At 60.8% G+C, this 14,395-nt stretch carries 11 protein-coding genes; 6 read left to right on the top strand and 5 right to left on the bottom strand.

Features of this window, described 5'->3' with window-relative positions:
* Positions 1–165: 165 nt before the first annotated feature.
* The 4 genes from AC1DON_RS07560 (at position 166) to AC1DON_RS07545 (ending at position 7,190) form a co-directional block, all read left to right on the top strand.
* A complete protein-coding gene (locus AC1DON_RS07560; protein ID WP_476934166.1) occupies positions 166–1,083 on the top strand; it encodes a LysR substrate-binding domain-containing protein in 918 nt (305 codons plus the stop codon).
* A gap of 354 nt (positions 1,084–1,437) precedes the next feature.
* Positions 1,438–5,760, top strand: a complete 4,323-nt coding sequence (locus AC1DON_RS07555) for an RHS repeat-associated core domain-containing protein (RefSeq protein WP_476934165.1) — start codon at positions 1,438–1,440, stop codon at positions 5,758–5,760.
* Complete coding sequence (locus AC1DON_RS07550) at positions 5,754–6,212, top strand: hypothetical protein (RefSeq protein WP_476934164.1); 459 nt, start codon at positions 5,754–5,756, stop codon at positions 6,210–6,212. The genes AC1DON_RS07555 and AC1DON_RS07550 overlap by 7 nt, the downstream gene beginning before the upstream one ends.
* A 507-nt stretch (positions 6,213–6,719) precedes the next feature.
* Positions 6,720–7,190, top strand: a complete 471-nt coding sequence (locus tag AC1DON_RS07545; RefSeq protein WP_476934163.1) for a hypothetical protein — start codon at positions 6,720–6,722, stop codon at positions 7,188–7,190.
* Positions 7,191–7,231: 41 nt separating this feature from the next.
* Here AC1DON_RS07545 and AC1DON_RS07540 read toward each other — a convergent pair whose 3' ends face one another.
* Entirely contained in the window at positions 7,232–8,002 is a 771-nt protein-coding gene (locus AC1DON_RS07540) for a 3-keto-disaccharide hydrolase (RefSeq protein WP_476934162.1), read from the bottom strand.
* Positions 8,003–8,211: 209 nt separating this feature from the next.
* On the opposite strand from AC1DON_RS07540, the gene AC1DON_RS07535 reads away from it, so the two are divergent.
* Complete coding sequence (locus AC1DON_RS07535) at positions 8,212–9,399, top strand: glycoside hydrolase family 88/105 protein (RefSeq protein WP_476934161.1); 1,188 nt, start codon at positions 8,212–8,214, stop codon at positions 9,397–9,399.
* A 3-nt stretch (positions 9,400–9,402) separates the two neighbouring features.
* Here AC1DON_RS07535 and AC1DON_RS07530 read toward each other — a convergent pair whose 3' ends face one another.
* Positions 9,403–9,903, bottom strand: a complete 501-nt coding sequence (locus tag AC1DON_RS07530) for an asparaginase domain-containing protein (protein ID WP_476934160.1) — start codon at positions 9,901–9,903, stop codon at positions 9,403–9,405.
* A 115-nt stretch (positions 9,904–10,018) separates the two neighbouring features.
* Here AC1DON_RS07530 and AC1DON_RS07525 point away from each other — a divergent pair, with 115 nt between their 5' ends.
* Positions 10,019–11,818: a DUF885 domain-containing protein gene (locus tag AC1DON_RS07525; protein ID WP_476934159.1), complete on the top strand. Its 1,800-nt coding sequence runs from the start codon at positions 10,019–10,021 to the stop codon at positions 11,816–11,818.
* Between the two features lie 76 nt (positions 11,819–11,894).
* Here the strand turns inward: AC1DON_RS07525 and AC1DON_RS07520 are convergent, their stop codons facing one another.
* The 3 genes from AC1DON_RS07520 to AC1DON_RS07510 form a co-directional block, all read right to left on the bottom strand.
* Positions 11,895–13,250: a S41 family peptidase gene (locus AC1DON_RS07520; protein ID WP_476934158.1), complete on the bottom strand. Its 1,356-nt coding sequence runs from the start codon at positions 13,248–13,250 to the stop codon at positions 11,895–11,897.
* A 68-nt stretch (positions 13,251–13,318) separates the two neighbouring features.
* The gene (locus tag AC1DON_RS07515; RefSeq protein ID WP_476934157.1) at positions 13,319–13,801 is read right to left on the bottom strand and encodes a MarR family winged helix-turn-helix transcriptional regulator; all 483 of its coding nucleotides are present in this window, start codon (positions 13,799–13,801) and stop codon (positions 13,319–13,321) included.
* 78 nt (positions 13,802–13,879) lie between these two features.
* The gene (locus tag AC1DON_RS07510; RefSeq protein WP_476934156.1) at positions 13,880–14,242 is read right to left on the bottom strand and encodes a DUF2200 domain-containing protein; all 363 of its coding nucleotides are present in this window, start codon (positions 14,240–14,242) and stop codon (positions 13,880–13,882) included.
* Between the last annotated feature and the right edge of the window lie 153 nt (positions 14,243–14,395).

The raw sequence follows: 14,395 nt of genomic DNA, 5'->3' as shown, positions 1-14,395 counted from the left end.
CACCCTTGGCCCTTCCGGATCGGATTGGCGAAGCCCCCACGCTTCATCCGAAAGGTCCGAAGCCGCGTCGTTCGCGGCCGCAAAAACACCGTTAGACCCGCGCTTAACCAAATAAAAATCGGAAGTTTCGTTGGCAGCTATAGAGAATATCTATAAGATCCCGCCATGCCCACCGTGCAGCAACTCCGTTACCTCGTCGCCGTCGCCGACACGCTCAACTTCAGCCGCGCGGCCGAGGCGTGCAACGTTACCCAGCCGACGCTCAGCATGCAGCTCAAGGAACTGGAAGGGCGGCTCAATGTGCAACTGGTCGAACGGACGCGGTCGCGCGTCATCCTGACGTCCGCTGGCGAAGAGATCGCCAGGCACGCCCGCACCGTCCTGGCCGAGGTCGAGGACATCCGTGAAATTGCCCGGCGCGACGATCCGGCGCGCGTAATGGGCACGGTGCGCATGGGTGTCGTCCAGACCGTCGGCGCCTATGTGCTGTCACTGGCCATGCCGAAGCTGCGCGAGGATTTCCCGGACCTGCGCATTAATGTGCGCGAAGACAGCCTGGACAATCTGGCGCACAAGCTGTCGGACGGCACGCACGACGTCCTGCTGACGCCCGAAGATGCGGAGCACGACGACTTTACGCGCGTCCGCCTGATGCGCGAGCCCCTGCACCTGGTCCTGCCGTTCGACCACCGGCTGGCCGCCTGCGACGCCATCGACCCGGCCCAGTTGAAGGGCGAAAGCATCCTGTCGATGGATCGCGGTCCGCGCCTGCACGACCAGATCGCCCGGCTGTGCCACGATGCCGGCGCCACCGACGTCCAGGACTATTGCGGCACGACGCTGGATACGCTGCGTCAGATGGTGGCGGCGGGCATGGGGGTATCGCTGCTGCCGGCCTTGTATGTCCGCTCGGACGTCCTGCGCGAAAAGCTGGTGGTGGCGCGGCCCTTGACGGACCGCGCGCCGGTGCGCGAACTGACCATGATGTGGCGGGCGACCTCACCGCGCCGGGCGGTCTTCCAGTCCCTGGCCGAAACCATTAGCGCTTGCATCACACCGTGGGAGCATTGGATGTCCGCCTGAAGGGACATTCGGCTATTTCCAGTTTGGCCGTGTCGGGGCCTCCACTGAATGGACACCGTCGGAAGCCATCATGGAACGCCGTGGGATCGCGCAGCGCCTGGGGTCCAAAGCGGTCCAGATTTCTTAGAAGTCGCATGCCTGGCCCGAAAAACCGGTTCCCACTTTTCGGAGCAATGCTCTGACCGCCGACTTTCCCCTCATATACAAAAAAATTTGAAGATAAAAAAACCAGTCGCTTCAAACCCATACAACTTATAAATGCAAAGTTTACACTCAGGTCCGGGATTGGTCTGATTGTATAGATCTTGGATATGATGTTTCGATCCTAAGAACTGCGTTTTTAGGGGATAGGTAATGACATATCTACGGGGCAAGCGTGTCGGTAATCAAAGCGTACCTATCTCACTCGCGACGGCCACAACGATCGCCCTGTTGACAATATCTACCTCAACGGCGAGCGCCCAAACCGCTCCGCAACCCCCGACCACCCGGGTCGTCGATCGCAACAACGTCGATCTTATCTCACTCGAGTTCGAAGCGGAGGGGACACGGATCAGCACAGCCGGAATCAGCCGTGCCCCCAGCACCGGCAACGGTCTGTATTATGACGATCTCATAGGTGTCACGTTCGACGACGGCACGGTCAGCTATGGGGGAATCGTCAAGGAGAGTGCGACATCTGACGGAAGTGTGGTCACAATCAACGGAAACCTGACCACAATCACAGATACCGACGGCACGATTTCGGTTTACAATTCCTCCATGTCGTCGCCAGGCGTCAACGGCCGGCCAGGCGTATCGGGGATGCTCATCCAGCGGACAAAGCCGGACGGCGAAGTCCTGAAATATTATTATCAGACGGCAACCCACGTTATCAGCACCGCGCTCACGGTTTACGCCTACCGGCTGAACGGCGTTACGAGTTCGCTTGGGTGGACCGTAAAGTACGACCTGACGCACAACGTTGTTGCCAATGGCTGGGACAGCTGGACCACCACCAAGGTCTACATTGTCAACGCGTCGCTTGACTGGTGCGACCCTCAATCGCCGTCAGCCTGCACATCCGCCAATGCTTCGAGCTGGCCCGCCACAGGCGCCATTTCGACGCCGACCGTGAACCAAACGGGCATTACCTATCCTTCTGGTGCGACGAAAACCTTCGGCTCGAACAAGTTCACGGTCGGGTCCAGCGTCTGGAACTATGCGGTCACAACATCCGGGTCGGTTTCCACCACGACGGTGACCAACCCGGACAGCTCGACCCATGTGGTAACCTACTCCAACGGTCAGCTATTGACCGATCAGGACGAACTCGGCCGCAAGATCACCTATATCTATTATGCCACGACTGACGGCGCCGGCGGCTATGCGGGTTCGGTCAAGCAGGTCGTTGCCGCCGACGCGACCTGGAGTGGAACGACGCCGACGGGTGGCTACGTGCAATACAAGTACGATGGCCGTAACAATGTGATCGAAAAGCGTATTGTCGCCAAGGCCGGCTCAGGCTTGGCCGACATCGTGACCAATGCAAGCTTCGCTGGCTCGTGTAACGCTACCAATCAAAAATACTGCAACTCTCCGCTCACTGTCACCGATGCGGCGGGAGCGGTTACAACCTATACCTACGATTCCAATTCCGGACAGGTCGCGACAATGACCTTGCCGACCGTGAACGGCTATGCGCCTCAGACCCGGTATACCTACATCCAGGTTATACCCGGCGCGAAAGACAGCTCGGGCACGCTGGTTGCGCAACCGGGTGTATGGCGTGTCAGTACGGTTTCGAGCTGCATGACCTATTCGGCGCCAGCCTGCGTTGGAACGGCAGACGAGCAGCGCACGACCTACACCTATGGCACCGGCAATGCCCTGCCTGTCACCGAGACGACGCAGGCAGGCAATGCAAACCTGGGCTTGCCGGCGTCCGGTACCAACCTTTATCAGACCACGACCTATACTTATGACATAAACGGAAATGTGGCCGTGGGGGACGGCCCCAAGTCCGGCGTGGTGGACGAAAGCTACTTCTTCTATGACGCCGGCAACCGCATGGTCGGATATGTAGCCCTGGACCCGGACGGCGCCGGTATACAGAAGCGCCGCGCAACGCGCATTACGTACGATAACAACGGAAACGTCAGCAACAGCGAGAGCGGAACGGTTGGCGCAGGAACCAGCGCGACGTATAACGGATCGACGCCGCAGGCCCGGTGGGCGCAAGCCAAGGCAGAATGGCAGTCGATGTCGACTCTTCGCAACGACACAACGACCTATGACGCCACGCTGGTGCTGCCTGCGATAACGCGCCACTATGAACAAGGTGTGCTCAGCTACGTCACGCAGGTCAGCTATGACAGCAACCTGCGGGCAATCTGCCAGGCGCAGCGCGCCAACCCCTCCGCGTTCGGCAGTCTTCCGGCATCCGCCTGTAATCTCGGCACAGCGGGGACGGACGGAAACGACCACATCACGAAGACCAATTATGATCTTTCAGGCGCAGTGACGTCGGTCGTCACGGGCTACAATACCTCGACGCCCATGACCAGCTTCGTCCGGAATTATAACGCGGATGGAACCCTTGGCTGGATGGAAGACGGCAACGGCAATCGCACCGGATTTACCTATGACGGTTTCGGCCGTGCCTACCGCATGTGTTATCCATCGGCTGTAACCCTGCACAGCGCCTCGACGACGGACTGCGCGCAGACCAATTTCGACGCCTATGGGCGTGTCGGATCGATCAACCTTCGGGACGGGGCGTCAACGGTCAGCTTCGGTTATGACGCGCTGGGCCGCCCGACCTCAAAGAGCAATGCGGTCTCTGAAACCCTCACATACGATAACTTCAATCAGGTGCTGACCCACGTCAACAATACGACAGGTGGGGCTTCGGCCACCGAGACCTACAGTTATAACGCCCTCGGATGGATGTTGGCGGATGCGCAGCCGATGGGCACCCTGACCTACGGCTATGACGCCTATGGCCGGCGGACCCAGCTGACCTATCCCGGCAGCGGTCTCTACGTCACATACGCATTTAACGACGGCGACCAACTCACAGGGATTTACGAAAACGGCGCCGCGGCGCTTGCGACCTACACCTACGACGACTCCGATGCAGTGACGGCTTTGACCCGGGGAAGCGGTTATGCGACCAGCCTGACCTATGACGCCAATCACCGCCTTTACACACTGACCAACGCTGCAGCGAATAATACGAACGCGGTGACACTCGGCTATTCCGCGCTCGATCAGATCAAGTCGCGGACGAACAGCAATGCTGTTTTTGAGCCGAGCAGTTCCTTCCCCTCCGGTACGACGAACTATGGTGTCAACGGGCTGAACCGAATCGCCAACATCAACGGCGGGACGGCCTTTGGCTACGACGGACGCGGCAACCTGACATCCGACGGATCCGGAACCACTTACAGCTACAACGTCAATAACCTGCTGACCAGTGTGGCATCGGTTGTGACCAGTACACTGACCTATGACGCGGAGAACCGCCTCCTGAGCGTGACGAAGAACGGCACATCGACAAGATTCCTCTACGACGGCCCTGATCTCATCGCGGAATACGACGGTGGGAATGCTCTGTTGCGTCGCTACGTCCACGGCCAGGGCACGGATAACCCCCTTGTATGGTATGAGGGCGCTACGACCAGCGCCAAGTCGTACCTTTATTCTGATGAACGTGGCTCGATCACGGCCATAACCAACGCTTCCGGGGCAACGACAGCCATCTATGGCTATGACGAGTACGGCATGCCTTCCAACCTGTCAGGCACAGTGAACAGCCGCTTCCGCTACACCGGGCAGACATGGCTGTCCGAGGTCGGCCTCTACTACTACAAGGCCAGAATGTACGCTCCGGGCGTGGGCCGTTTCCTGCAACCTGACCCGACCGGCTACGCCGATGGCATGAACCTCTATGCCTATGTTGGCGGCGATCCAATGAATGGAAGCGATCCGACGGGCCTGGAATGCGCGCCAAATAACGATGCGGCGGTTATCGTTATCTGCGGATCGAGAAACATCGCCAACTTCTTCGGCGGCGGCGGCGGAGGCGGCGCCACAGGGCCGGTCGACCACCCTCCCTCGGTCGATCCCCACTCGACCCAGGCCCAAGGGCTTACTCCGGTCGTGATCGTGAAGGGCAAGAAGAAGAAAAAGCCATGCGGGTGCGCGGACGCGGTTTTAAAGGCGGCCAATGCGATGAATTGGCAAACCAAGTGGAGTTACAAGAACCAGGGAAATAAATATACCTGCAACATCTTTGTCGCGACCGTGATTGAGAAGGCCGGACTGAGAGCGCCCCGTCGGCCAAGCCAAATCAATGGGCCATTTGGAATGCATGTCTCGGTAAGTGTAAATCCGGTCGGAGCGGGAAAGGGTGGATGGTCGGATCCATCTCCGAGCACTGCCGCCTTGATGAATAGCTACGGTTGGGAGCGTGACCTGACGGGTCCGCACGTTGGGGACATTGTTGCTATCGCCGAGCCAGATTCAGGCGGCGGGCACGTTGCCTTCGTAAGCAGCACACCAGGCCCGCGTGGCGGCGGTAATGGAACCACAATTGGTGATAGTGCAGCCTATGGTTCCCGGACAACGACCTGGCCTTTTAGCGGAAACCTGAGCCCGAAAGGCACTCCTATATACTGGAAATGCTCATGCTAAAGCGCGTTCACATCGTTATTATTTCCGTCGCATTATCGATTGCGGGGATAGCACTGACCTTCAATGAACTCATTCGGCCAATCGTCTTGTATAACAGCGAAGGCCGCTATGTTCCCCGGAAATGGTCCCAGCATTTTAGTCGCGTTGAGACCTTGTACGAAATGCGCGCAGCGCTTGGGCGCCCTACAGTTGATGAGTCAGCTAAAGATGTGAACACGTGGACTATTGATTATCCTTGGGGCCAGAAGTCATTTGTCTTGATAGGCGACTACCAACACATGGATAAACCGCCGAGCCTTATAATATACACCGTGAAATTGAAGAAACGTCCATTCTTCGGTCTCGGAAGTGATGAAATATACAATGTGTTTGTCGGTGGAAAGGACGCAAAACAGGGGGAAGAATTCAGGAAATATCCCTTTATTTCAAACCCCTTGGTCGTTTCAAAGTAATGTGTTTTTCATTGAAACAGCATGGAGAATTCCTGTGAACCTTTACAGGTGTCTTGTTGCCGCAGCAGCGGCTATTCTACTGTCATCCGCCCCAGCGGCAAATGCGGGCACGACAGTCTATAAATACGACGTGCACGGGCGGTTGGTCGAGGTCGACTACCCGAATGGAACGGTCGTGATCTACACCTACGACAACGCCGGAAACAGGACGAAGGTTGTCAAAACCCCCTGAGGCCTTTCTTCTCACTGAATCGGTGATTTATGTATCGCGGCCTTTCGTCGTCGAAATTCCATACCGTTTTCCGGACCGCTATTTGCTCCGCGACATCCTGGCTTCCATTGAAAACAATGGACCGGTGGGCGCTTAAGCACAGGCGAAAAATAAGCATAGCGGTTTCATTCGGCCTGCACGGCCTCTTGATCCTGTGTGTTCTGTTCGCAAAGCCTGCCCCGGGCTCCGGAAGTGGCATAGATGGAGCCGGCACCGGGGACGGAATCGGCCAGGGTATGGGCGTTGAACTGGTGTCGATGGCTGAAGCCCTGCCCGAAGCCTTGACAGTAAAAACACCAGATCCAACCGATCTGGCGGATTTGAGCGAGCCCAGCGTGATCGAGGTCGAGCAGGATATCACCATGCGCGATGACACAGCCATCGGCGAAGTTACCGAGATTGCGGTTTCGCAAACGGCTGGCACGGGAAACACGGGCGCCGAAGGGGCGGCTTCAGGTGACAACAGCGCATTGTGGAAGCAGATAGAGCCTTGCTGGTTGCGGGTCGCTGACCATGAGATTTCGGCAACCATGCTTCATGTCAGCTTCTCTGCGCTTGGAAATGTTTCCCGCGTGGCGGAGGCCCTGACCCGGGACTCGGACGTGCAGTCCCTCGCGGTACAGGCCCTGGCAGAATGCGGCCCTTACGTCACGTCCGGTAACAGAGAAAACATAGCGATTACGTTTCCCGCTCACAGGCACCCTTAAGTTCCCGTCACGTCCGCCGATTTCGCGCCAAACGCCTGGTGTCAGTCCAGGCGCTGGATTTCGAGCTTGCGGAATTCGATCTGCTGCCCTTCGGCCTGCAACGCGATATAGCCTTTGGTCAGGGCCACCGCCCCGCCCGCCGCGGTGATGAGCGCTTGTGCGTCCTTGTCCGCAGGGTCCAGTTCCGGCGCCGAATAGCGCAGCACGACCTTGCCGTTGACAGAGTGGGTGATCTGGCCGTCAGGCAGGATTTCGATCTCGCCCTTCGTCCAGGTCCCGACCGGCAGAAGCGGCGACGACGACAGGATGCAGTGGCGCAGATCGCGCTTGCCGTCGATGACGATGGTGGTGCCAGGCGTGCACAGATTGCCCGTCGGCTCCTGGGTCGGGCGCGGAATGCCGAGGATCTGATACTCCAGGCTGACCGGAAACGCCTGGTCGAGACGCTCGGTTTCCGGCGCCTGGGCGTGGACCATCACGCCGGAATTGCTGACTTCCCAGGGCTTGACGTCGGGCAGCGCCGCATCGAAGAGACGATACTCGAAGCGCAGGCGATAGGCCTTCAGCGGTTCTTTCCAGAACAGGTGGCCGTATTCGGCCCCGAACTTATTGTTGTAATTGGCGTAGGAGACGCGGATCGCCCCGTCCTTGACGACGAAGGTATGCCTGGGGTCTTCGCCGGAGGCATGGCCCGTGATCTTGGGCGTCCAGCCGTTCAGCGTCTTGCCGTCGAAAATGGGTTCCCATTTGGCTTCGTGCGCGGCGGCGGGCACGGCGATCAGGACGAGACTCAGGGCAATCAGGGCTTTCATCGGACTCTCCGGGATGGCGATCGTATAGCGTGTTGTAGCGCAGAATGACCACGCACCAATAGCGAAAGTGACAAGGCCGGAATGGCCCCGCCCACCATTGGGTTGGGCGGGGCCTTCTTAGTGGACACAGACGCCGCTTCATGGCGCATTGAACGGATGGACTTCCCCGCAGAGCCGGATTATCCATGCCGCGGGGCAGGAACATAATAATGGACAGACGGACCTTTTGCGCCGGCGCGGCGTCCCTCATTTCCTTCGCACAGGCCAGCGCCGCAACGCGCCCGCCATTCCTGCCCAATGCGCAAACCCTTGAGCGGCTTGGCGCACTCGGCGCCGACGTGCCCCTCTTTGTCATCCACTACCTGACGCATTTCGAAGCTCGCGACGATCTCTGGGGCTATGAGGATGGCTGTGTCTGGTCAGGCGTCCTGGCGCTTTATGAGGCCACGCAGGACAAGGCTTTTCTCGACTATATTCTCAGCGACATGCAGACGCGCGTGCTCAACGACGGCAGTATCCCGACCTTTCAGCCGCACCCGTACAATATCGACATGATCAAGGCCGGCAGCATCCTTGAGCCGCTGTACCGCGCGACCGGCCAGGCGCGCTTCCGCAAGGCGATGGACACCCAGTTCGCCCCGCTCAAAGCCTATCCGCGCACGCAATCCGGTAATTACTGGCACAAGGCGCGCTATCCGCATCAGGTCTGGCTCGACGGCCTCTATATGGGCCAGCCCTTCCAGCTACAGTACGCCCGCGTCACCAACGCCCCTGCCCTGTTCGACGATACGCTTAGGCAAATGCACCATGTTGATGCCGTCATGCGCCAGGCGAACACCGGCCTCTACTACCACGGCTGGGACGAAAGCCGCGCCCAGCGCTGGGCCGACCCCAGGACAGGCTTGTCGCCGCACATCTGGGGCCGCGCCATGGGCTGGTGGCTGTGCGCGCTGGTCGACTGCTACGAAGCCTCCGACGGCTTCGACGCCGGTGGCCGCGCCGAGATCGCCCGGATTTTGCGCACCAGCCTTGAGGCCATGCTGGCTTTCCGCTCGGACGACGGCCTGTGGTACCAGATCGTCGATCAGGGCACACGCGCCGGCAATTACGAAGAAGCATCGGCCTCGCTGATGACGACCTATGCCTTGCTCAAGGCGGCGCGCCTGGGTGTTGTCGGCGCGGACGCCCGCCACGCGGGTCTCCAGAGCCTGAAGGCATGTATCGACCGCTGGGTGACACCGATAGCGCTTAACGGCATCTGCCGCGTCGCCGGGCTTGGCGGCGATCCGTACCGCGACGGCAGCTATGCCTATTACCTGTCGGAAAAGGTCGTGGCCAACGACCCGAAAGGCGTGGGGCCGCTGTTCATGGCCCTGGCCGAGGCAATGCGGGTTTAGCGCCTACCCTTCCTGCGCGCGAAACGTCCGTTGGGCCCGGTCCTTGATCACGCCGCCCGCCGGAAAGACCGTGCCGTTCATGACGATATAGACGCCATAGGGCGCCGTCTGGACCGTCGCGAACGCCATGCCCAGATTGAAGGCCGCGTCGCTGTCGGCATACCGGGCCGGCAGAAATGCGCCGGTCAGCGCGATCGTCTTGTCGAGCCCAAGCGAAGCCAGCCGTTCCGCTGTCACGGCCATGCTATCGGTGCCGTGGGTGATGATGATCCGCTCGGCCCCGGCGGCGCTGACGGCGGCGACGATCTGCGCCCGGTCGTCGTCGGTCAGTTCCAGGCTGTCCTTCGCCATCAGTTCGGTGATTGCGAACGGCAGCGACACAGCCGCATTGCTGATCAGCTCGCCGATCTTGCTCTGGTCGAACTGGTATTTGCTGAGGCCATCGAAATAGCTCTTGTCGATCGTCCCGCCGGTGGTGAAAATCTGGATTTTCGAGGTGTCCATGACCGCCTCCTTTACGCGCGCCGCAGATTAAAAAACTGTAAGGTAAGTGGCCCTTGCCCCGCCTGAGTCTTCCGCATAGTCTCATGCGCAACTGTTTCAAGCCAAGGGAAAAATCATGGCCGATCGTCGTCAGGTTCTTATGGGCGCGTCCGCGCTGCTCGCGTCAACGGCATTCCCCGCCACCGCCGCCGCAACCGGAGAAGCGGCAAAGCTCACCGCCACGCTCGACAAGACCTTCCAGGCCTACCTCAAGCTGTCGCCGACCACGACGACCTATCTGGGCCTCGACAAGGGTGAGCTGGCCGGCCAGAAGGCGAAGCTGGACCACGCCAGCCGCGCCGACCGCGAGGCCTACATCGCCTATCTCAAGAGCGGCATTGCCGGCATCGAAGCCGTCGATCGCACAAAGCTTTCCGGCATGGACCGCGTCAATTACGACACCGTCCTGTGGGACCTGAAGAATTCTCTGCAGGGCCAGACGACCTTCAAGACCATGGGCACGCCCTACGTCGTGACCCAACTCAGCGGCAGCTATCAGTCGACGCCCGACTTCCTCGACACCATGCATTCCATCGCCACCAAGGACGATGCCGACGCCTACCTCTCGCGTCTGTCGGCCTATGCCGAGGTGCTCAATGAAGAGACCGCCAACGTCAAGGCCGATGCCGGCCTGGGGGTCGTGCCGCCGGACTTCGCGTTGCAAAAGGCGATCGCCCAGCTGAAGGGCCAGCGCGACCTGAAGGCCGCCGACTCCGTCCTGGTCGCCTCGCTGGCGCGCCGCACCAAGGAGGCCAATATCGCCGGCGACTGGGAAGTGCAGGCCACCAAGCTTTTTGAAGGACCGGTCCGCGCGGCGCTCGACGCCCAGGTCCAGGCGCTGGAAGCCCTGTTGCCGACCGCCACGCACGAAGCCGGCGTGTGGCGCCTGCCCGACGGCGAGGCCATCTACGCCTACAGCGTCCGCAACGGCACTTCGACCGACATGACCGCCGATGAGATCCACAATATCGGCCTCGAAAAGGTCAAGGAGATCAATGCCGAGCTCGACCGCGTCATGAAGACGATGGGCATGACGCAGGGCACGCCGGGCGAACGCATGAAGGCCATGGCGGTGGACCCCAAATACGTCTATCCGAACACCGACGCCGGCAAGGAAAAGCTGCTGGCCGATCTCAACGCCCAGATCGGCGTCGTGTTCGCGCAACTGCCGGATTATTTTGGCGTCCTGCCAAAATCCAAGGTCGATGTCCGCCGCGTCCCCAAGGCGACCGAACTGGGCGCGCCGGGCGGCTATTACCAGTCGCCGTCGCTGGATATGACGCGCCCGGGCGCCTACTACATCAACCTGCGCGACACAGCCGAGGTCCCGTCGTGGACCCTGCCGACCCTGACCTATCACGAAGCCATCCCTGGCCACCACATGCAGATCTCGATTCAGCAGGAGGCCAAGGGCCTGCCGATGCTGCGTCAGGTGGCAGGCTTCAACGCCTATGTCGAAGGCTGGGCGCTGTACGCCGAAGAGGTCGCGGCCAAGGACATGAAGATGTACGCCAAGGACGCGCCGGGCTATATCGGCTACCTGCACGACGCCCTGTTCCGCGCGTGCCGCCTGGTGGTCGATACCGGCATGCACTCGAAACGCTGGTCACGTGAAAAGGCGCTGACCTTCATGGCGACGCAGATGGGCGACGAAGAATCCTCGACGGCGACCGAGATCGAGCGCTACTGCGTGTGGCCGGGCCAGGCGCTGGGCTACATGGTCGGCAAGCTGAAGTGGCTGGATCTTCGTCACAGGGCGCAGGCGCATATGGGCGCGAAGTTCGACATCAAGGCCTTCCACGATACGGGCCTGACGGCCGGCGCCATGCCCTTGGCGGTGCTGGAGCAGCTGTATCGCGACAAGGGCATGATTTAGAACCTGCGGGTTTGGGGCCAAGGAACGCTTCTTGGGGCCCCAAACCCGTAGATCTAATTCCCCCCTCCCGGCGCGCCTACTTCGGCTGGTATTGGCACGCGGCGATCTTGCCATCCGCGTCCATGGCCAGGGTAAAGACAAGCGTGCCGTTGGCAAAGCGCGCCTCGAAAACGTCCAGACCAACATCGTCGACCTTGACGAAGCTCAGGCCCTCGAGTGTGCCCAACCGCTTCAGATCCTTTTGGTACATGGCGAGTTGCCGCCCAGCCAGCCACCCCATGGCGCCACCAAGGATGTCGCTGGGCGGGTTGCCAGCGGCCATGGCCGGAATGAAGCTTTTCAAGGCAGCCTCGGCGCCCGGCGCGGCCGTGGTGCGCGCGGGCGGCAGCAGGCGTGCCTCAGTCACCACGTCGGGGGTTGCGGCGGCTGGTCCTTTTCCGCCCGTGGCTTTCAGCGCCAGCGCATAGGCCGTGGCGAAGCCGTCATCCGACGCGGTAGCGACATCCGGCTGGACGCCCTTGCCTTCCCAGTTTGTGTGGGTGATCGGATTGTCGCTGCGGCCGGTCGGGACGGCCAGCCACAGGCCCGGACCTACCGGCCGGGGGCCTCCGGGATTGGCTCCGCCTTTTGAGACCTGTCCAACGATGACGGCGCGTTTCAGCGCCTGCATGTCATAGGCGAAGTGTTCGGCGGCGGAAAAACTGTCAGGGCCTATAACGATATAGACCGGCTTGTTCACGTAGCTGTACGGCGTCCGCTCGGTCTTGAAGGTTTCGCGGCGGTATTCGCTCGTGCCAGACTTGCGCCACAGGATGTCGCTGACCGGGACCGGCGCATCACTGCCGAAGAAATAGCTGATAAGATGGACGACGGCGTTAGGATCGCCCCCGTCATTCCTGCGCAGGTCGATGATCAGGGCGTCGGTTGGCGCCATGGCGTCCATGACCGGGGCAGCGGCCAGACGCGACATAGCGTGCCACATGAAGCCGTTGAGTTCGATATAGCCGATATTTCCCTTAAGCCTGTCGGCGCGGGCAAAGCCGAACAGCGACGGCGGCAGCGGCGCCCGGGTCTCACCGGGGAAGGCGCCCTCGGCGAACAGGTTGAGGTGCTTGTCGTGGGCCAAGGCGTGCAGGTCTTGCGTCACCTGGGCGGCAAAAGCGATGGGCGTCGCAGCGGCGTCGTATTTTCCGGCGTCGAGGTTTCGCGTCAGCATCTCCGCCGCCTTCGCGCCAAGCTCAGGGAAGGCATAGTCGTCGATGAGCAGCTTCGCGGCGGCCGTAATGGCCTCGCGTTTGGCCGCCGCGCCAAAGGCCGGAGCCTGGGCGGCGGCGGGTGTTTCTGCCGTGGCGGCGTGTGGCGCCAGCGTGCCGGTCGCTAGCAGGGCGGTCGCGGCGGCGCCCAGCAGGATGGACAGTTTAGAGATACGCATGATTTACCCCTCTTGTTCGGCGGTCCGTGTTTTCGGGTCAACGGGACGGCCAGGTTAAACGCGTGACACTACGGCACTCGCACCTCCAGCCGCTGCGCCGCGGTCCGGCGGCGCTGGCTAAACGACTGGGCCTCAAGCAACGCTATGGCGTCCTCAAGCCTTTGCGACAGTGGAAACCCCAGCTCGGCCTCAAGGTCATCCGCTGCCTGATTGGTAATACGCCAGACGTCCTGGATCGCCGGGATCATGGCGGTTGCCTTAAGCGTCAGGGACACGACCTGTTCCCGCTGGTCCCTGCCCCGCCGCACCTCGACAAGGCCGGCCTTTTTCATCTGGGCGACGGTCTGGCTGGCCGCCGAATGGGTCAGGCACGCCGTCTCCGCCAGGGTCTTGATCGCGACCGGGCCCTTTGACATCAAAGCTTTCAGCACCGGCGTGTAACGGGGCCGGAACTCCAGCCCGGCCTCGACATAGCCCTGCTCAACCGCTCCGTCGAGCAATTCGATCAGGTGGCGCAGCAGCGTGCCAAGTGTGCGGCGGGACGAGGTCATGCGAAAGATATAACAGTGCTGTTATAATGACGCAAGACGGTCTGCATATTGCCCGTAGCGTCAGGTCTCGCGCCTGGGCTATGCCGGCGCCTGAACCCGCAATATCTTCGCCATCGGCCGGCCCTTGGCCACTTCGTCGACCAGCTTGTCCATATAGCGGATTTCGCGCATCAGCGGCTCTTCGATCTCTTCGATGCGCACGCCGCAGATCACGCCCTTGATCAGGTCACGCGCCGGATTGAGCCTCGGTGCAGCGGCAAAGAAGTCCTCGAAGGTCGTCTTCGCCGCGATATGCTGCTCCATCTCCGACTGGCTGAAGCCGGTCAGCCAGCGGATCACCTCGTCGACCTCGTCCCGGGTGCGGCCCTTTCTTTCGACCTTGGCGATATAGAGCAGGTATACGCTGGCGAAACTCATGGCGTAGATGCGGTGTTTGGTCATGACGGCTCCGGATGGGCGTGGCGGCCCCATGGTAAAGGCGGCGCGCCTCGAAAGAAAGCACCCTTCCCTTCAGCCTTCCCTTGCGGCGTGAACTCTGTTAACGTTCGTAATCGATTACAAAGCCGTGGCAGTTCACGATCACGGCACGATCTG

Source organism: Asticcacaulis sp. P4_H10 (genome assembly GCF_056400965.1).
The sequence above is the reverse complement of the archived record's forward strand: the minus strand, read 5'-3'. Positions and strand labels throughout refer to the sequence as shown.